This window comes from Amycolatopsis sp. La24, assembly GCF_029087445.1.
Classification (GTDB): domain Bacteria; phylum Actinomycetota; class Actinomycetes; order Mycobacteriales; family Pseudonocardiaceae; genus Amycolatopsis; species Amycolatopsis nivea.
In genome coordinates this window covers 1-17,920 of sequence record NZ_JARACH010000003.1, presented here as the reverse complement: position 1 = coordinate 17,920, position 17,920 = coordinate 1, and the positions used below count along the sequence as shown (strand labels likewise).

At 69.7% G+C, this 17,920-nt stretch carries 20 protein-coding genes; 11 read left to right on the top strand and 9 right to left on the bottom strand.

Annotation, left to right across the window (positions count from 1 at the left end):
* Nucleotides 1-10 precede the first annotated feature (10 nt).
* On the top strand, nt 11-1,066 hold the full coding sequence (locus PUT80_RS05495; RefSeq protein ID WP_275291272.1) for an amidohydrolase family protein: 1,056 nt from the start codon (nt 11-13) through the stop codon (nt 1,064-1,066).
* Nucleotides 1,067-1,218: 152 nt separating this feature from the next.
* Here the strand turns inward: PUT80_RS05495 and PUT80_RS05490 are convergent, their stop codons facing one another.
* Nucleotides 1,219-1,974 (bottom strand): hypothetical protein, encoded by a 756-nt coding sequence (locus PUT80_RS05490; RefSeq protein WP_037815170.1) that lies wholly within the window; start codon nt 1,972-1,974, stop codon nt 1,219-1,221.
* A gap of 93 nt (nt 1,975-2,067) precedes the next feature.
* On the opposite strand from PUT80_RS05490, the gene PUT80_RS05485 reads away from it, so the two are divergent.
* Nucleotides 2,068-2,886, top strand: a complete 819-nt coding sequence (locus PUT80_RS05485; protein WP_037815172.1) for a LuxR C-terminal-related transcriptional regulator — start codon at nt 2,068-2,070, stop codon at nt 2,884-2,886.
* Nucleotides 2,887-2,990: 104 nt separating this feature from the next.
* Complete coding sequence (locus PUT80_RS05480) at nt 2,991-4,517, top strand: AMP-binding protein (protein WP_275291271.1); 1,527 nt, start codon at nt 2,991-2,993, stop codon at nt 4,515-4,517.
* 46 nt (nt 4,518-4,563) lie between these two features.
* Here the strand turns inward: PUT80_RS05480 and PUT80_RS05475 are convergent, their stop codons facing one another.
* Both PUT80_RS05475 and PUT80_RS05470 read right to left on the bottom strand, forming a co-directional pair.
* On the bottom strand, nt 4,564-4,788 hold the full coding sequence (locus tag PUT80_RS05475) for a hypothetical protein (RefSeq protein WP_037815175.1): 225 nt from the start codon (nt 4,786-4,788) through the stop codon (nt 4,564-4,566).
* A gap of 9 nt (nt 4,789-4,797) precedes the next feature.
* Nucleotides 4,798-5,259: a MarR family winged helix-turn-helix transcriptional regulator gene (locus tag PUT80_RS05470; protein ID WP_275291269.1), complete on the bottom strand. Its 462-nt coding sequence runs from the start codon at nt 5,257-5,259 to the stop codon at nt 4,798-4,800.
* Nucleotides 5,260-5,361: 102 nt separating this feature from the next.
* Here PUT80_RS05470 and PUT80_RS05465 point away from each other — a divergent pair, with 102 nt between their 5' ends.
* The gene (locus tag PUT80_RS05465; RefSeq protein WP_134670058.1) at nt 5,362-6,576 is read left to right on the top strand and encodes an amidohydrolase family protein; all 1,215 of its coding nucleotides are present in this window, start codon (nt 5,362-5,364) and stop codon (nt 6,574-6,576) included.
* Between the two features lie 58 nt (nt 6,577-6,634).
* On the opposite strand, the gene PUT80_RS05460 is transcribed toward PUT80_RS05465, so the two are convergent.
* The 5 genes from PUT80_RS05460 to PUT80_RS05440 all read right to left on the bottom strand — a co-directional run bounded on the left by PUT80_RS05460 (nt 6,635) and on the right by PUT80_RS05440 (nt 9,825).
* Nucleotides 6,635-7,180 carry a dihydrofolate reductase family protein gene (locus PUT80_RS05460; RefSeq protein ID WP_037815178.1) on the bottom strand — a complete coding sequence of 182 codons (546 nt, stop codon included), beginning with the start codon at nt 7,178-7,180 and terminating at the stop codon, nt 6,635-6,637.
* Nucleotides 7,181-7,266: 86 nt separating this feature from the next.
* Complete coding sequence (locus PUT80_RS05455) at nt 7,267-8,304, bottom strand: LLM class flavin-dependent oxidoreductase (RefSeq protein ID WP_037815395.1); 1,038 nt, start codon at nt 8,302-8,304, stop codon at nt 7,267-7,269.
* The gene (locus tag PUT80_RS05450; RefSeq protein ID WP_037815180.1) at nt 8,304-8,816 is read right to left on the bottom strand and encodes an SRPBCC family protein; all 513 of its coding nucleotides are present in this window, start codon (nt 8,814-8,816) and stop codon (nt 8,304-8,306) included. Before PUT80_RS05450 ends, PUT80_RS05455 begins: the two co-directional genes overlap by 1 nt.
* Nucleotides 8,817-8,891: 75 nt before the next feature.
* The gene (locus PUT80_RS05445) at nt 8,892-9,395 is read right to left on the bottom strand and encodes a helix-turn-helix domain-containing protein (protein ID WP_037815182.1); all 504 of its coding nucleotides are present in this window, start codon (nt 9,393-9,395) and stop codon (nt 8,892-8,894) included.
* 40 nt (nt 9,396-9,435) lie between these two features.
* The gene (locus PUT80_RS05440) at nt 9,436-9,825 is read right to left on the bottom strand and encodes a cupin domain-containing protein (protein ID WP_037815184.1); all 390 of its coding nucleotides are present in this window, start codon (nt 9,823-9,825) and stop codon (nt 9,436-9,438) included.
* A 51-nt stretch (nt 9,826-9,876) separates the two neighbouring features.
* On the opposite strand from PUT80_RS05440, the gene PUT80_RS05435 reads away from it, so the two are divergent.
* The 3 genes from PUT80_RS05435 (at nt 9,877) to PUT80_RS05425 (ending at nt 13,197) form a co-directional block, all read left to right on the top strand.
* Nucleotides 9,877-10,842, top strand: a complete 966-nt coding sequence (locus PUT80_RS05435) for a helix-turn-helix domain-containing protein (RefSeq protein WP_275291268.1) — start codon at nt 9,877-9,879, stop codon at nt 10,840-10,842.
* Nucleotides 10,843-11,060: 218 nt separating this feature from the next.
* Complete coding sequence (locus tag PUT80_RS05430; protein ID WP_037815188.1) at nt 11,061-12,236, top strand: lytic murein transglycosylase; 1,176 nt, start codon at nt 11,061-11,063, stop codon at nt 12,234-12,236.
* Between the two features lie 49 nt (nt 12,237-12,285).
* On the top strand, nt 12,286-13,197 hold the full coding sequence (locus PUT80_RS05425) for an SDR family NAD(P)-dependent oxidoreductase (protein ID WP_238604529.1): 912 nt from the start codon (nt 12,286-12,288) through the stop codon (nt 13,195-13,197).
* 2 nt (nt 13,198-13,199) lie between these two features.
* Here PUT80_RS05425 and PUT80_RS05420 read toward each other — a convergent pair whose 3' ends face one another.
* Nucleotides 13,200-13,994, bottom strand: a complete 795-nt coding sequence (locus PUT80_RS05420; RefSeq protein ID WP_275291267.1) for a TetR/AcrR family transcriptional regulator — start codon at nt 13,992-13,994, stop codon at nt 13,200-13,202.
* Between the two features lie 118 nt (nt 13,995-14,112).
* Between PUT80_RS05420 and PUT80_RS05415 the strand changes: the two genes are divergently transcribed.
* The 4 genes from PUT80_RS05415 to PUT80_RS05400 all read left to right on the top strand — a co-directional run bounded on the left by PUT80_RS05415 (nt 14,113) and on the right by PUT80_RS05400 (nt 17,595).
* On the top strand, nt 14,113-14,526 hold the full coding sequence (locus tag PUT80_RS05415; RefSeq protein WP_275291266.1) for a DUF1992 domain-containing protein: 414 nt from the start codon (nt 14,113-14,115) through the stop codon (nt 14,524-14,526).
* Between the two features lie 325 nt (nt 14,527-14,851).
* Nucleotides 14,852-15,982, top strand: coding sequence for a metallophosphoesterase (locus PUT80_RS05410; protein WP_275291265.1), 1,131 nt, complete (start codon nt 14,852-14,854; stop codon nt 15,980-15,982).
* A 120-nt stretch (nt 15,983-16,102) separates the two neighbouring features.
* Nucleotides 16,103-16,903 (top strand): alpha/beta hydrolase, encoded by an 801-nt coding sequence (locus PUT80_RS05405; RefSeq protein ID WP_275291263.1) that lies wholly within the window; start codon nt 16,103-16,105, stop codon nt 16,901-16,903.
* Between the two features lie 35 nt (nt 16,904-16,938).
* A complete protein-coding gene (locus PUT80_RS05400; protein WP_275291262.1) occupies nt 16,939-17,595 on the top strand; it encodes an HAD-IA family hydrolase in 657 nt (218 codons plus the stop codon).
* The last annotated feature ends 325 nt before the right edge of the window (nt 17,596-17,920 follow it).

Below are 17,920 nucleotides of genomic sequence, written 5' to 3'. Positions count from 1 at the left end.
GGGAGGGATCGTGGCGAAAACCGCTCTGCGCAACGCGCGCGTCTTCGACGGGCTGGGGCTCACCGAACCGCGCACCGTCGTGATCGACGGGCCGGTGCTGGGCACCGATCCCGCGGGGGCACGGGAAATCGACGTTGCCGGAGCGGCGCTGCTGCCCGGGTTCATCGACGCGCACGTCCACCTGGAGCGGCCGGAGCAACTGGCCGATCTCGCCGCGTGGGGCGTCACCACCGGGCTGGACATGGCGTGCTGGCCAGCCGAGCGAGTGGCGGCGTTGCGCACCGCGGGCCCGGCGGATTTCCGCAGCGCCGGGCTGCCCCTGATCGGCCCGGACGGCTTGCACGCGACGATCCCGGAAATGCCCGGATCCGCGATCGTCACCACCGCGGAAGCCGCCGTCCAGTTCGTGGAAGCGCGGGTCGCGGAGGGTGTCGACTACGTGAAAGGTGTCGCCGAGGCTCCCGGTGACGGCGGCCCGCCCGCGGAGGCGTTGCAGGCGCTGGTCGACACGGCACGGAAGCGAGGCTTGGCCGCTGTCGTGCACGCGGCGACCCCAGGCGCGTACCACCTGGCGGTGGCGACCGGCGCGCGATTCGTGACGCATGTGCCGGTGGTCGGCCGCATCGCCGCCGAGGACGTCGCCGCGATGAAGGCCGCCGGGCAGACGGCGATCCCGACGCTCACCATGATGGAAGGCGCGCTCGCGTTCTTCGCCGGCGCCGAGGGCGATCACCTCGCAAACGTGGCCGCGTTGCGCGCGGCCGGGGTCGAAATCCTCGCCGGGACCGACGCCAACGGAGGTTCCGGAGCCCCTGTCGCGGTCGCGCACGGGTCGAGCCTGCACCACGAATTCGAACTGCTGGCCGAAGCCGGGTTGAGCACGGTGGAAATCCTGCGCGCGGCGACTGTCGCTCCGGCACAGGCATTCGGCCTGACCGACCGCGGCGAAATCCGAGCCGGGCTGCGCGCCGACCTGGTCCTCATCGACGGCGATCCGGTGGCCGACCTGTCCGCGACCCGCGCCATCCGCACAGTCTGGTGCGCCGGAACAGAAATCAGCCGCTAACCAAGGTCGAGGACGTACCTCTCGGACACTTCGCCGTCCTCGGTGACCCAGCCGCGCTGGCGGGCTTTGCCGTACGTGAGGGGAACCCTGAGGGAATCAGAGTCAATGAGGGTTCCCCTCACGTACCTGCGGGCACCCCGTCGGGCAGGGTGTCAAGACCGCTGGACAGCATCGTCGGCTTCCTCGAAAGTCTTTTGCGCCTTGGCCAGGTCGTCGGCCGCCCGGGCCGCGCGTTGCTCCGCCTCGGCGAGCCGTTCCCGCAATTCGGTCACCCGCTCGTCGGCCTGCTCGGCCGTCCGCTCCGCGCGCTGCAGATTCCGCTCGGCCTCCGCCCGCGCGCGGACCGCTTGCCGCCGTTCCAGGGCGCGGACGCGAGCTTCCTCCTCTGCTTTCCGGTCCTTTTCGGACTGTCGGGTCTTCTTGGCAGGCGCGGGATTCGTCGGCAGCGACAGCCAGCGGTCGGCGTCCTGGCGGGCCTTCGACGTCAGCCGTCCGGCCAGTGCCAGCCGGGCGACGTCGGCGTCCGCGACGATCGCCTCCAGGGTTTCCTCCACCTCGCGTTCGACGGAATCGCTCAAGCCGGTCGCGTCCCGCACGATCCGCTGCACCAGCTCCGCGCGCTGGTGCGCCAGTTCGCGCAGCCGGGAGCCGTCGAGCTGTTCGTGCGCGTCGCGCAGCTTGTCGCCGAGGGACGCCAGCTCGGTCAGCGGAGCGGAACCGTCGCGCGCCAGGCGGTTGACGTACGCCGCGGCCGCGGTCGGCTTGCGCAGCGCGCGGATCCGGCGCGCCAGCTCGACGTCGCCCGCTTCCTTCGCCGCGCGGGCGGCCGCGGTGCGCTCCGCGACGAAGTCGGCCGGTTCACCTGCGTAGAGCCGGTCGGCGACGGTATCGAAATCCGTGGTTGCCACGTGTGCCACCGAACCACACGAGTAGTCCGAACGCGACGCAACGCGTAACGTGGACGTCCACCCAGCAAGGTCGAGTGAAGCGGGACGGTGCCCATGACGCCTCCGGGCCGGCTCGCGCTGACGGCCAGCCCCCTGGTCGCCGGCGCGCTCAAAGCACTGCAGATCGCCACCGAACTGCCGGTCGCGATGGGCGGACCGGTGTCGGCGGCTTCCCGTTCGCATGTCATCGACCAGCTGCGCGGCACCACCACCCGGTCGTTGCAGCACGTCCAGGTGGACACCGGGGCCGGACTCGGCGGCAAAGCGGTAGCACTGGCCCGGCCGTCGACGGTGGTCGACTACCTCAGCGCACAGGGCATCACGCACAAATACGACCACGCGGTGGAACCCGAACGGCTGCGCGCGATGGTGGCGCTGCCGGTGCGCGTCGGCGAGTCCACGCGCGCGGTGCTGTACGCGGCGTCCCGGGATTCGATCACGTTCGGCGATCGGCTGTTGCACGCGGCGACCGCGGTGGCGACGCGGCTGGGGCGCGACATCGAGGTCGAAGAGGAAGTGCAGCGCCGGCTGGCCGCGCCGACGGCTGTCCCCGCTGCCGAACGCGGCGACCTGCACGCCGAACTCACCGCGATCGCCGGGTCGATCCAGGACGAGAGCGCCCGGCAACGGCTGCTGGCGGTGTGCGAGCGGCTGCGTCCGGAACTGGACCTGCCAGGCGTCGCGCTGACCCCGCGCGAGGTCGACGTGCTGCGCCTGGTGAGCGAGGGCTGCACGAACGACGAGATCTCCGACCGGCTCGGCCTGCTGCCCAACACGGTCAAGTCGTACCTGAAGCACGCGATGCGGAAGCTGGCTGTGTCCAATCGGGTACAGGCGGTGAACCGGGCTCGCGCCGCTGGGCTGCTTCGCTAGGTCCGCTGGGAGGGCACCCTCCATGTGGGGTGGCTGGATCCGGTCCGGCGAGCGAAAATCACCCGCGCGGGCAGTGCGGCCCGCTGACGCGAAGGGATCGGCACGTGTTTTATGACCTGAGTGTCCGCGATTTCCTCGACCGCGCCGAAACGGTGTACCCGGACCGGATCGCGGTGGTGGACGAACCTGCCCAGCCCGCGCAGTCCTGGGGCGAGGTGACCTACCGCGAACTCGCCCGCCGCGCCCGCGCGCAGGCGGCGAACCTCGACGCGCTCGGCGTTCCGACCGGCGGCCGGGTCGCGATCGTCTCGCACAACTCCGCGCGGCTGCTGACGTCGTTCTTCGGCGTCTCCGGCTGGGGCCGCGTCCTGGTGCCGGTGAACTTCCGCCTCGCGCCCGCCGAGGTGCGCTACATCGTCGAGCATTCCGGCGCCGAGGTCCTGATGATCGACCCCGAGCTGAAACCGTTGCTGGACAGCGTAACCGCGAAACACGTGTTCGTCCTCGGCGAGGACGACGACAAGATCTGGGGCGGCGACGGCGAACCGCGGCCGTGGTCCGCCGACGAATCCGCGACCGCGACGATCAACTACACCTCGGGCACCACCGCGCGGCCGAAGGGCGTCCAGCTCACGCACCGCAATTTGTGGCTCAACGCAACGACTTTCGGCCTGCACACCACGCTCAGCGACAACGACGTCCTGCTGCACACGCTGCCGATGTTCCACGCGAACGGCTGGGGCATGCCGTACGCGGTCACCGGTCTCGGCGGACGGCACATCGTGCTGCGCAAAGTGGACGGCACCGAAATTCTGCGCCGCGTGCAGGACCACGGCGTGACGATCATGTGCGCCGCCCCCGCCGTCGTCACCGCGGCCCTGGACGGCGCCGCCGGCTGGGACGGCGAAATCCCCGGCCGCGACCGAGTCCGCATCGTCGTGGCCGGTGCGCCGCCGCCGACCCGCACCATCGAACGCGTGCGCGCGGAACTCGGCTGGGAATTCATCCAGATCTACGGCCTGACCGAGACGTCGCCGCTGGTCACCGTCAACCGCTTCCGCAGCGAATGGGCCGACCTCGACCCGCACGAGCAGGCGAAACTCCTGGGCCGCGCAGGCGCTCCGGCACTGGGCGTCCGCGTCGCGATCGACGCCGACGGCGAGGTCCTCACCCAAAGCAACCACAACCTCGACGGCTACTGGGAAAACCCGGACGAAACCGCGCGAGTCCAAGAAGGCAACTGGTTCCACACCGGCGACGGCGGCACCTTCACCGACGGCTACCTCACCATCGCCGACCGCAAGAAGGACGTCATCATTACCGGCGGCGAGAACGTGTCGTCCATCGAGGTGGAAGACGCGCTGAACTCGCACCCGGCCGTCCGGGAAGCCGCGGTGATCGGCATCCCGGACGAGAAATGGGGCGAGCTGGTCACCGCGCTGGTGGTGACCGACGGAACCGAGGTGACAGCGGACGAGCTGATCACGCACTGCCGCCAGCACCTGGCCGGATACAAATGCCCGAAGCGCGTGGAATTCCTCGCCGAACTGCCGCGGACGGCTACCGGGAAGATCCAGAAGTTCAAACTGCGCCAGCCGTTTTGGGAAGGCCAGGGCCGGCAGGTGAACTGAGCCGGGGTGCTCCTTCGGGCCGGACCCGAAGGAGCACCGCGGCGGCTCAGGACTCTCGCTCCCAGGCCTTCGTGTATTCGCGATATACGCCGTTTTCTCCCCAGAACCACAGGCGTTCGCATTCCGGACAGCGCACGACCAGCGTGGCTTTGCCGAACAACTCGATGCCGGGAGCGTCGACGTCGAATTCGGCATTGGTCAGGAAGTACATGCTGTCCTGCGGGTCGTCGTCGCGGACGATGTTCCCGCACACGCACCGAATTTTCGCCATCCAACCCCCTCAGTCGCGCCTCGCGGCCTGTTTCCTCGGCCAAGCGGCGGCGTCGGCACCATACCGGGCCAGCAGCCGCGCGAACTGAACCCGTTCCTCCGCCGACCAAGCGGCAGTGATCTCCTCGAACGCTTTCCGCTGTTCGGCAGCGAACCGGTTGCGTTCCGCCTCGCCCTGCTCGGTCAGCTCAAGCACGGTCCGGCGTCCATCGGCCTGCGAGGCCGCCCGGCGCAGCAACCCATCAGCGATGCACGCGGCGACAGTCCGGCTCGCCACCGGTTGCGCGACGCCCATCTCGACCGCGAGCCCGCCGACTGTCGTCTCGTCGGACGCATCGGCGATCACATTGAGCACGAGATTGCGGGACAAATCCTTGTTCGACGCCGGGGTTCGCCGGCGCAGCCGGGACAGCGCCGGGCCGATTTGGTCCAGCACCGGATCGTCCGGGGTTCGCTCGGGAGAGCTGCTCATGCGCTTGATCCTAGGCCCGCACCAGCACAGTTGCATACCCAGCGACAAGTACATAGCATTAGGTATGTAAATACCCTGAGCAATGAATCGAGACGACCTCCCATGACACTCACCGCGATCGCCAACGCCCGGGTCTTCGACGGGGAGAAGTCCCTCGGCGTGCAGACCGTGGTCCTCGACGGCACGAGGATCGTCCAGGTCGGCGGCGAGATCCCCGCGGGCAGCGAAACCGTCGACGGCACCGGGGCCACCCTGCTGCCGGGGCTCGTCGACGCGCACGTGCACTCCGCACCCGGTTCGCTGGCGCTGGCACTGCGGTTCGGCGTGACGACCGAACTGGAAATGCAGGGGATGAACACCCGGGAAAACCGGGCGCACATCACCGGCGACGACACCGTGGCCGACGTCCGGTCCGCCGGTTTCGGCATCACCCCGCCCGGCGGTCACCCCAGCGAGCTGATGCCCGAAGGGTTCCGCCCGAAGTGGGACCTCCCGCCGGTAATGCCGCTGATGCCGTTCTCCACCACTCCCGAGGAAGCGGCCGCCTTCGTCCCCCAGCTCCTCGCCCGGGGCTCCGACTTCATCAAGTTCATGATCGACGACGGCAGCGTGGAGGGACATCCCGGATTGCCGTGTCTCGACCAGGCCACCGTGAACGCCGGGGTCGCGGAAGCCAAGAAGTACGGCGCTCTCACTGTGGCCCACGCGCTGACCGTCGACGCGACCAGAATGGCCGTCGAAGCAGGCATCGACGGGCTCGCCCACGTGTTCATGGACCAGCCGCACACCGCCGAGATCGTCAGCCTCGTCAAGGACGCGGGCATGTTCGTCATCCCCTGCATCAGCCTCAACGCCTCGCTGATGGGGATCACCGGCAGCGCGCTCGCCGACGACCCGCGGGTCGCCTCCCGCCTCGACCGCGAGTGGGAGGAAACCCTGCGCTCCAGCTACAACCGCTACCCGCAAGGCAAGCTCGAAGACGTGTACGACACCGTGCGGGCCTTGGACGCGGCGGGCGTCGACGTGCTGGCCGGCACCGATGTCTCCATGCCCGAGACGTTCTTCGGAGGCCTCGCGCACGGAGCGAGCCTGCACCACGAACTGCAGTACCTCGTGGAAGCCGGCCTCACGCCCGAACGAGCCCTGCGCGCAGCCACCGCGACCACCGCCCGCCGCTTCCGCCTCAGCGACCGGGGCCGCGTCGCCGAGGGACTCCGCGCCGACCTTCTGCTCGTCGACGGCGACCCGACCCGCGACATCAGCGACACGCTCAACATCCGCGCCATCTGGCGTCGCGGCGCCCGTCTGGCGGAATGACCCGAATCCTGCGCGGCGGGCCGGTTTCGGGCAGGGCCGAAGTCCTTTTAGGACAGTGTCAGTCGTCGGACGGCCGGTAAACCAGCCGCAGCACCCCGTTGCGGAACGCCGTCGAGTCCGCCAGCTCGAAGTCCAGCTGCGGCCCCTCCGCAGGGAACAACCGGCGCCCCTTGCCGACCACCACCGGGTACTGCAGCAGGGTCAGCTCGTCCACCAGCCCGTGCGACAGGAGCCACCGCACGAGCGTCGTGCTGCCGCTGGTCATGATGTCGCCGCCCGCGCTGGACTTCAGGTCCGCGATCGCCTCGCCGAGGTCGCCGCGCAGGAGGGTCGTGTTGTGCCAGTCCGCCGCGGTCAGGGTGGTAGACGCGACGTACTTCGGCACGCTGTTCATGAACTCCGCGCCCGGGTCGTCCGTGCGGCCGGGCCACGCCTCGGCGAAGCCCTCGTAGGTCACGCGGCCCAGCAACATCGCGTCGGCGTCCGCCATGCCGTCGCCCACCGCGTGTTCGAGCTCGTCGTTCCAGTACGAGAGCGACCACTGGTCCGGCGCCTCGACCACGCCGTCGAGCGAGACGAACAACGTGGACACGATCTTGCGCATCGAGCGACTCCTTGAGGTTCGGGATCGCCGACACTATGGCGCAGCCGGACCCGCCGACGCAGCCGGTTGGCCCAATACTTGGTCTGTCAGGGCACTTCCGTTACCAACTCGAGTGCCCGACCCAGCGTCGCCAGCCGTGTTTCCAGCGTGTCACCGGCCGGATACAGCCGGACCGTGTCGACACCGGCGGCGCGCCACACCTTCAGCCGCGCGCGGACCATGTCCTCGGTGCCGATCAGCGTCGTCGCGAGCACCATCTCGTCGGTCACCAGTCCGGCCGCGCCGTCGCGATCGCCGGACTGCCAGCGTTCCCGCACCTCTGCGGCGACGTCCGCCCAGCCTTGCCTGCTGTAGGCGTCGTGGTAGAAGTTCGTGCTCGCCGAACCCATGCCGCCCAGCGAAAACGCCAGCTCCTTCTTGCGCCCGGCGACCATCGGGCGCAGTTCGTCCTCATCGGACGCGAACGCGACCTCCGCGCCTTGGCACACCACGAGATCGCCACGGCTCCGACCGGCTTTCGCGAGCCCGGCGTCGAGGTGGCGGAAGTACGCGTCGGCGCCCTCGGGGACGAAGCTCGTGCCGAGCCAGCCGTCGGCGAGTTCGCCGGTGAGCTCCAACATTCGCGGCGACAGCGTGGCCAGGTAGATCGGGATGTCCTCGTTCGGCGTCGTCGACAGCCGCATCGGGCGGGACTCCCCCGGCAGCGGGATCTGGAAAGCCTTGCCCGCGAAGGAGATTTTCTCCCCCGCGAAAGCACTGCGGATGATCTGCACCGTCTCGCGCATCCGCGTCAGCGGCCGCGCGAACGGCACCCCGTGCAGCCCCTCGATCACCTGTGGACCGGACGGCCCGAGCCCCAGCGCGAACCGCCCGCCGGACATCTCCGCCAGGGTGAGCGCGGCCTGCGCGAGCGCGACCGGCGTGCGCACGCCGAGCTGCATGATCCCGGAACCGAGCCGGATCCGGTCCGTGCGCGCGGCGAGGTAGCCGAGCACCGACGGCCCGTCCGAACCCCACGCCTCGGCCACCCAGCATTCGCCGAGACCCAGTTTTTCCGCCTCCAGCACGAAATCCCGGGTCTCCGGCCAGCCGGACGACGCCTCGACGGTGGTGGCCGTGCGCATCATCCGGCGGCTTCCACGCGGTCCTTGATCGCGCCGAGCGTGGCGGTCATCGAGGCCTCGAACTCGCTCAGCCGGACGTGCACGATCTTCTGCTCCTTCTCCGGCATCCGCGCGATCACCTCGGTCACCCCGGACGGCCCCGGCCCCATCTGCGCCCACTGCGTGAGCCGCGTGCCGCCGTTCTCCGGGGCGAGAGTGAACCGCCAGACCGCGGTCGGATTGGCCGGATCGCTGACCGCCCAGGCGAAGACGCGCGGCTCCTCGCATTCGACGATGTAGGACGTGGTTTCCCAGTCGCCGCGCGCCTGGTGGTGGTTGCGCCCGACGAAGGACCGTCCGAGCGCCGGCGCCGAACCCTCGTCGCACCACCGGACCGACTGCAGTTCGCCGCTCAGCTCCGGCATCAGCGCGACGTCCGAGGCGAACCGCCACACCTGCTCGGGCGAGCCGTCGATCCACGCGTCCACCTGCACCGTCGGGGCGTCCGCGTACCGCGCGCCGGTCCACTCCATGGCGAGTCCTCCTCCGTTGGCGTCTCGACCAGCATAGTTGCGTAACTAGACTGACCCTGTCAACGCCACGGACGGCTACTCCTGCGGCGCGAACCTCGCCTGGACGTCCGGCCGCTGCGAGAGGCGTTCGGGAAAGCCGGGCCCGCGCCGCATCCGGGTGTCCTCGGCGGACAACGGCTCGCCGCAGTCCGCGCAGACGACGGTCGCGGTCGTGTCGTGCCCGCAGGCGTCGTGGTGCAGCACGATCGGCGGGCCCGCTTCGGTGGCCAGCCACCGGTCGCCCCAAGCCGTCATCGCCGCCAGCACGCTCCAGAAATCGCGGCCCTTCTCGGTGAGCACGTAGTCGTAGCGCACCGGTTCGGCCTGGTAGGCGCGCTTTTCGAGCAAACCCTCGTCGACCAGCCTGCGCAGCCGGTCGGCGAGGGTGTTGCGCGCGATGCCGAGCGCCTGCTGGAACTCGTCGAAGCGGCGGACGCCGTAGAAGGCGTCGCGCAGCACCAGCGGCGTCCACCAGTCCCCGAGCAGGTCCATGGTCCGGGCGATCGAGCACGGCCACTGCGCGAAGGAAGTGCGTTTCATGACGGCGAGGATACGCCGTCCCACAGTGCAACCCAGCAGGTCAGACGCGATGCCCGACGGTCACGTCGACAATGTCGGGCACTTCTTCGTGCTCGTCGCCGACCGAAAGCGTCCCGGACGGCTCCACGAGCAGCACCACCGCGCCCTCCTTCGACGACGGCTTGTGGAAGGTGCCGCGCGGGACCACGAACGCCTGCTCGCGGGTCAACGTCACGGTGCGTTCGCCGTCCGCTTCGCGCAGGCCGATCTCGATGCTGCCGTCGAGAACGAGGAAGAACTCGTCGGTGTTGTCGTGCTTGTGCCACACGTGTTCGCCGGCGAACCGGGCGAGGCGGATGTCGTAGTCGTTGACGTTGGCGACGATCCGGGGGCTCCACGGGGCGTCGAATCCGGCCAGCACGGCCTGCAGATCGAGGGGCTGAGTAGTCATGGCTCGATCTTGGGCCTGGTCTCGCGCCGCCGGGAGTGCTAGGAATCGCATATGCCGAAAGGATCCTCGCACCGCGTCGTGATGATCGTCGGCGACGGCTCGAATCCGTTCGAGATGGGCGTCGCGACGGAACTGTTCGGCCTGCGCCGGCCGGAACTGCGCCGGCCCTGGTACGACTTCGCGCTCGCGGCCCCCGGCGGCCAAGCCCGGATGCACCTCGGCTTCTTCACCCTCGCCGACGTCGCCGACCTCGACGCGGTGGACAGCGCGGACACGGTGATCGTCCCGAACCGGCCGGATCCGGCCACCCCCGCGAACCCGGAAATCCTCGCCGCGATCCAGCGTGCGGACGCCCGCGGCGCGCGGTTGATGAGCTTCTGCACCGGCGCGTTCACCCTGGCCGAGGCAGGTGTGCTGGACGATCGCCGGGCCACCACGCACTGGCAATGGGCCGACGAGTTCACCGCGCGCTACCCGCGGGTCCGGCTGGAGCCGGACGTCCTCTTCGTCGAGGACGGCACAGTTTTTACCGCCGCCGGAAGCGCGGCCGCGCTCGACTTGTCGCTGCACGTGATCCAACGCGATCACGGCGCGGAAATCGCCAACGCGGTCAGCCGCCGCCTCGTTTTCACCGGACATCGCGAAGGCGGCCAGCAGCAGTTCGTGGAACGCCCGATGCCGGAGATTCCCGACGCCTCGCTCGCGCCGGTGCTGGAATGGGCGCGTCAGCGGCTCGACCAGCCGCTCGCGGTCACCGACCTCGCCGCCCGCGCGTCGACCAGCGCCGCCACCCTGCACCGCCGGTTCCGCGCGGAACTCGGCACGACGCCGCTCGCCTGGCTCACCGCCGAGCGCGTGACGCTGGCCCGCAGGCTCATCGAACGCGGCGAACATGGTCTGGACCGCATCGCCGCCCGCACCGGGCTCGGCACCGGCGCGAATCTCCGGCTGCAACTGCGCAGGCACACCGGCTTGTCGCCGTCCGAATACCGCAAACGATTCGGCCCGGCGGCCTAATTCGCCTCAGGGTCCACTGTGGACCATACGAAGGGATTGCTCCATTCGGCCTAATCGGCGAAGTTCCGGTTAAGCCCCGATGACCGGAACCCGCCAAAGGTTTTATGCCAGACGAACGAAAGTTGGCCGGAACGGACAGAATTCCGCCGAGCCCTCACCGGATCGCGGACAGATCCGCTAGCTTGGCCGCAGACGGCAGAACGAACGGGGAGACGAGCATGGCCAGACGCCGCCCGCAGGGACGGAACGCCCGCAGCCGGGCTTTCGCCGCCCTCGCCGGAGGCGCGCTCGTGGTGCTGCCGACGGTGACGTCGTCCGGCATCCCGGTGGCGTTGCGCGCCGCTGAGCCGCCGTCGGCCGCCCAGGCCGCGCCCAGCGTTCCCGGACTGCCGCCGGGCATCACGCTCCCGCCGATCGGCGTCGACGGCAGCCTCCCGCAGCCGCCGGTCCCGCAGGCGCTCGGCGTGCCGGGCTACCCGAACGGCCCCGGCTCGGCGACCACCGCCGGCCCGCTGGGCATCCCGGACAGCATGCTGCGCGCCTACCGCAACGCGGCCGACATCATGGCCCGCGAACAACCCGGCTGCCACGTCGACTGGGCGCTGATCGCGGCCATCGGACGGGTCGAGTCGAACCACGCCCGCGGCGGCTACGTCGACGCGCGCGGCAACACCCTCGAGCGGATTCTCGGCCCGGTACTCGACGGTTCCGGCGGATTCGCCGCGATCCGCGACACCGACCACGGCCGCTTCGACGGCGACCCGGTGTGGGACCGCGCGGTCGGCGCGACCCAGTTCATCCCGTCGACCTGGGCGTCCTACGCCTCCGACGGCAACGGCGACGGCGTTTCCGACCCGAACAACATCTACGACGAAACGCTCGCCACCGCGCGCTACCTGTGCTCCGGAGGTCTGGACCTCTCCAGCGACGCCGCCCAGCGCCTCGCGGTGCGCCGGTACAACAACTCGCAGTCCTATGTGGACACTGTGATGGCGTACGCGTACGGCTACCGCAACGGCGTCTCGAAGCTGCCGGACAGCCAGGTCCCGATCGGAGCCCCGCCCGGCCCCGGAGCGGTCGAAGCCGCCGCGGGCAGCCCGGCGGGCGACGTCGCCCCGCCCGCGCCGCCGCCGGTCACCCCGGCCCCGCCGAGCCAGCAGCCCGGCACCCCGACGCAGCTTCCCGGCAGCAGCACCGCGCCGAGCAGCAGCTCGTCCCCGGCGAAGCCGACCAGCTCGGCGCCCACCACGTCTTCTACGCCTACCTCGTCGACGAGCCCCACCAGCACCACGCCGACGACGAGCACGACAACGTCCAGTTCGGCCCCGGCGAACCCGGCGACGTCCAGCACCACGACCTCCAGCACCACCACGGAGGCCGCGCCGACGCACTGACCGCGGCGTTCGTATAGTCCGGACCAAACCGGACTACGGGGGAGCGATCGTGGCGTGGAATCCTCGGCACCTGCCTGACCTGGCCGGCCGGTGCTATGCGGTGACCGGCGGCAACGCCGGGATCGGCTACTTCATCACCGAGCAGCTGGCCGCCGCCGGAGCCCACGTCGCCCTGCTGGGCCGCGACCCGTCGCGGCTGCGCGCGGCGGTCGAGATGGTGCGCACCCGGGTCGGTTCGGCTTCGCTGAGCACAATCCCGCTGGACCTCGCGGATCTCGACTCCGTCCCGTCCGCCGTCGAAGCGCTCGGCCGGCTGGACCGCTTGGACGCGCTGATCGAGAACGCCGGCATCACTGCCCCCGGACCGGTGCGCCGGACCACGAAACAGGGCTTGGAACTGGCGGTCGGCACCAACCATTTCGGCCACTTCGCCCTCACCGCGCTGGCGATGCCGGTGCTGACCGCGTCGTCCGCGCGCGTGGTGCTGGCGGGCAGCCTGATCACCCGGATGTATCCGTACGACATCGATGATCTGCAGAGTTCGCGCAAGTATTCGGACTTCCGCGCGTATGCGTTGTCGAAGCACGCCGTGCAGTCATTCGCGATGGAACTCGACCGACGCCTGCGTGCGGCCTCTTCACCGGTGCGGGCGATCCTCGCGCACCCCGGGTTCAGCCTGGAGCGGGCCAGCCCCGCGCGTCCGGGAATCACCCAGCCAGTGCCGGTGATGCGCCTGCTCGCGCCCTATACGCACGGAAAGGACCACGGCGCCTGGCCAGCGGTCCGGGCCGCCGTCGACCCCACCGCGACCGGCGGCGCCTACTACGGTCCGGCTTTCGGCGGAGTGGGCCGCCCCCGGCTGGGCACGGCGATGGGCGCGTCCCGGGATCCAGCGCGAGGCCGTCGATTGTGGACACTTTCCGAGGAGGCAACCGGGATCCGCTTCGACGCTCGCGGTTGAGCCTATCCGCCGATCCGGGCCGCGATCCCGTCCAGAAGCCGGTCCAATCCGAACTCCGACGCGTCCGACGCCTGCTCCGCCGACGGCTTCTCGAACCCACCGGCAAGCCACGTCCGGTTCATCGCCGGGTGGGATTCGACGTCGAAATACGTGTGCCAGAACGAAGAACGCTGTCCCCACCACGCCTCGTTGGACTGTCCGGTGGTCCGTTCCAAGTGGACACTCTCCGCCTCGGCCGCCGCGTTCGCGTCCACATAGCCCGCGACAGAATTGGCCGCCGCGACGATTTCCCGGGCAGGCAGCCCCAGACTCTCCATAATGGACAGCAGGTATTCCTGACCGGCCAGCTGCCCCGGGCCAAGCGCGGGCCGCACGCGCGAACGCTCGCGCAGCCACGGATGCCGACGGTAAATGTCGCGCGTGCGGTCGGCGTAAACGCGCACCTGCGCACGCCAATCCTCCGGCCGCGGTTCGCCAGGTCCGGGGAGATTCCGTTCCAGGAGAACAGTGTCGACCATGAGATCGATCAGCTCGGTTTTGCCGGGAACGTAGGTATAGAGCGTCATCGTGCCCGCCCCGAGCTCTTTCGCGACGCGATGCATGGACGTCGCGACGAGCCCCTCCGAGTCGGCGACCGCGATGGCCGCCACGATGATCCGTTCGATGGTGAGCGTCGGCCGCCTGCCGCGAGCCGAGGGTTCCGGAGCGCCCGCACAATCGCGCCACAGCAGCGCGAGCGTGCGCGCGACCTCCTCGCGCGCGGCCTCGGGACCGTCGCCCTCGTGCTCGACGATCATCGTGTCCCCTCCCGGCCTTGTACCGTCAGTGTGGGATCTTACCTGCCGTTTCAGGACCTTCGTCCCCTCCGCGACGGCACCATGGCCGCTACGCTGGGGAGCGAGGGAGGTGGTTCCAGTGACGGAACGCAAACCACCGGGCGTGTCGTACGGTTCGTGGGTCGACCGGCAAATCGCCGCCGCCGAAGCCCGCGGCGACTTCGAAGACCTTCCCGGAACAGGAAAACCACTGCCGCCCCCGAGCGGCCGCGACGCCGCCACCGACTGGGCGATCCGCCGCGCCCGCGAAGGCGACCTCGACGTAGCCGCGTTCCTGCCGCCATCGCTCGCGTTGCCGCGCGAAATCCAAGACCTGCCGGGGAAACTGGCGAAAGTCCACTCCGAAGCCAAGGTGCGGCAGATCGTCGAGGACTTGAACGCCCGCATCCGCAAGGCACACGCACTGCCCCAGGACGGTCCGGTGCTGCGAGCCCGCCCACTGGACGTGGAGGAAACGGTGGCGAACTGGCGCGCGGGACGGGGAGAGTCCTGAGCCACGCGGGGTGAATGCGGGCCATGCCCGGCTCGCCGGACCCGCAGCAGGACTGTTCCGGCCCCGCCTTGGCCGGACGCGCGGCCAGCGCCGCACCACCGCCCACTCTTGAAACCCCGCGCCAGCAGCTGCGCGTCCAAACGCGCGACCCTGCGCCCGCCGCCACCACATCCCCGCCCACGCCCGAAACCCACCGCCCACCAGACGCGCCGCCCGCACCCGCCGCCCCACCATCCAGCCCCGCCACCCACTCCCCTTCACACCCCGGCCCCCACCCTCCGAATGCGGCTACGCTGGGTAGCACGCGGGCGAAGGGAAGAAAACCGTGGTCGGAGTTCGTCGGGTTGCCTTCGTGGTCGCCGCGGTGCTCTTGTTGTTCGGCGAGCCGTGGTCGGTGCTCGTGCTGTTGCCGGAGTGGCCGGTCGCCGGCACCGTGGTGGGCACGGTCGTTTTCGCCGTCGCCGCGGTGAGTTTTCCGGTGCTCATGGTGCTCGGGCACGGTCCGAAGCAGAGCGACGCCGCCGCGCGGGTCGGGGACGTCACGCTCGGCGCGGTGTGGGTGCTGTTCACCTGGAGCGTCCTCACCCACCTGCTGCGGCTGGTCCTGCTGGTGTCCGGAGTGGACGATCCCGCGCGGCCACGGATCGTAGCCGCGGTCACGCTGGCCGTCGCGGCGGTGCTGCTCGTCAGCGGGAACCGGATCGCCATGCGGGTGCCGCCGGTGAAGGCGGTCGACGTCGTGCTGCCGAAGCTCGGTCCCGGGCTCGACGGGCTGCGCGTCGCGGTCATCACCGACACCCACTACGGCCCGCTCGACCGCACCCGCTGGTCCGAGCGCCTGGTCGCGGAACTGAACCGGCTGCAGCCCGACGTCGTCTGCCACGCCGGTGACCTCGCCGACGGATCGGTCGCCAAACGGCGCAAGCAGGTCGACCCGCTCGGCGGCGTGCAAGCCCCGCTCGGCCGGTTCTACATCACCGGCAACCACGAGTACTTCGGCGAGGCACAGGCCTGGCTGGACCACATGGCGGGCCTCGGCTGGGACACCCTGCACAACCGCTCGACCCTCATCGAACGCGACGGCACCCGCCTGCTCTTCGCCGGCATCGACGACCCCACCGGAGCCGCCTCCGGCCTGCCCGGCCACGGCCCCGACCTGGCCGCGGCCCTCGACGGCGCCGACCCCGACGTCCCCGTCGTCCTGCTCGCCCACCAGCCGAAACAGGTCGCCCAGGCCCGCGAGGAGAACGTCGACCTGCAGATCTCCGGCCACACCCACGGCGGCCAGATCTGGCCGTTCCACCTCCTCGTCCGCCTCGACCAGCCGACGCTGTCCGGCCTCACCCGGCACGGCCCGACCCAGCTGTACAACAGCCGCGGCTCCGGCTTCTGGGGCCCGCCGTTCCGGGTCTTCGCCCCGAACGAAATCGCCCTGCTGACCCTGCGCAGCGCCTAAACCGGCCAGCCCCTCCCCTCGCACCCCAGCAGATCCCACCGACTAATTTTTTTGTCTTGACAACTCAAACCATCGGGTGCGAGAGTTCTCCTCACCAGCCCCACCCCGAGGAGGAACCCCATGCCCACCGTCACGTCCGCCGACGGCACCCAGATCGCCTACTCCCGCACCGGCTCCGGCCCCGCACTAGTCCTCGTCGACGGCGCGCTCTGCTACCGCACCTCGACCCCCAACGACGATCTCGCCAAAGCCCTCGCGGACCGCTTCACCGTCTACACCTTCGACCGTCGAGGCAGAGGCGAAAGCGGCGACACCGCCCCGTACGAAGTCGAGCGCGAGATCGAAGACATCTCCGCACTGGCCAAGGAAGCAGGCGGAGAGATCAGCCTGTACGGCATCTCGTCCGGCGCCGCTCTGGTGCTGGAAGCCGCCCATCGCGGCGTGCCGGTCAAGAAGGTCGCGGTGTACGAACCGCCGTTCGTCGTCGACAGCACCCGCAAGCGCGTCCCGGCCGACTACCAGGCGAAGCTCGAAGCAGCCGTCGCCGCCGGAAAACCGGGCGACGCGATCAAGACGTTCATGGTCGAAGGCGTCGGACTGCCCGCCCTGATGGTCACGATGATGCGCCTGATGCCCGCCTGGCCGCGGATGAAGCGCGTGGCCCACACCCTCGCCTACGACGCCCAGATCATGGACGACAACCAGTCCGGCCGCCCACTCCCCGCCGAACGCTGGTCCGGAATCACCGCCCCCACCCTGATCCTCGACGGCGGCAAGAGCCCCGAGTGGATGCGCAATGGCGTCGCAGCAGCGGCGGCCCAGCTGCCCCACGCCACGTACCGCACCCTGCCCGGCCAGACGCACCTGGTGAAAACCGCCGCACTGGCACCGGTACTGGCGGAGTTTTTCGCCACGAACTGACCCGCCACCAGCCTTCGTGAGGCAAGCTGCGAGACGTGGCCACGCGAGCATTGATCTTCGACTTCGACGGCACCCTCGCCGACACCGAAGCAGCGGTACTGCGGTCCTGGCAGGAAATGTTCGCCGGACACGGAGTCGAACTGCCCCTGGACGTCTGGCACACAGTCATCGGCACCCAGAACACCGCCGCGACGATGTTCAAGCTGCTAGCCGAACAAGTAGAAAACGTGGACCCGGAATCGCTGCGCCCGTCCATGCGCGCCCGAGTACACGAACTCCTAGCCGAAGACGGCCCACGAGAAGGCGTACTCGACTACCTAGACGAAGCTGCCCGCCGCGGCTTGGCCCTAGGCGTCGCCTCAAGCTCCTCCGGCACCTGGGTACACGGCCAACTGGAACGCCTAGGCCTGGCCGCCCGCTTCACCGCAGTAGAAACCGGCGACCGCCACAAACCAAAGCCAGACCCAGACACCTACCTGGCAGCCCTGCGAACCCTAGGCGTAACCGCAGAAGAAGCCCTGGCCTTCGAAGACTCCCCGCATGGCGTGAGCGCAGCGAAAGCAGCCGGAATCACCACCATCGCAGTACCAAACCCCATCACCGCAACCCTGGACTTCGCCAAAGCAGACCAAGTCCTCCCGTCCTTCACCACCACGCCGCTCAGCACATTGCTGCAACAGTTCGGTTCGTGAGGGCCACCCTCACAGACGCTGATTCCCTGAGGGTTCCCCTCACGACCAGCCACCGGACCGTGAAAGACCCCAATGTGGCATTGGGTGCGTCGCACGCACCGAACGCCACATTGGGTGCGTCAGATGCACCCAATGCCACATTGGGGCGCAAGCCCCACCCCCAACGAACCGCACCGGTGCACCCACCGACCAAGGCACCAAACCGCACCGCTGCACCCAACGAGCGAGGCACCCACACCTCCCCCGCACCCCGATACGAAGCGCATCTGCGGTTCGGGGGTGCTTGTCAAGGCATCTTTCCCGCCTTGACAAGCACCCCCGAACC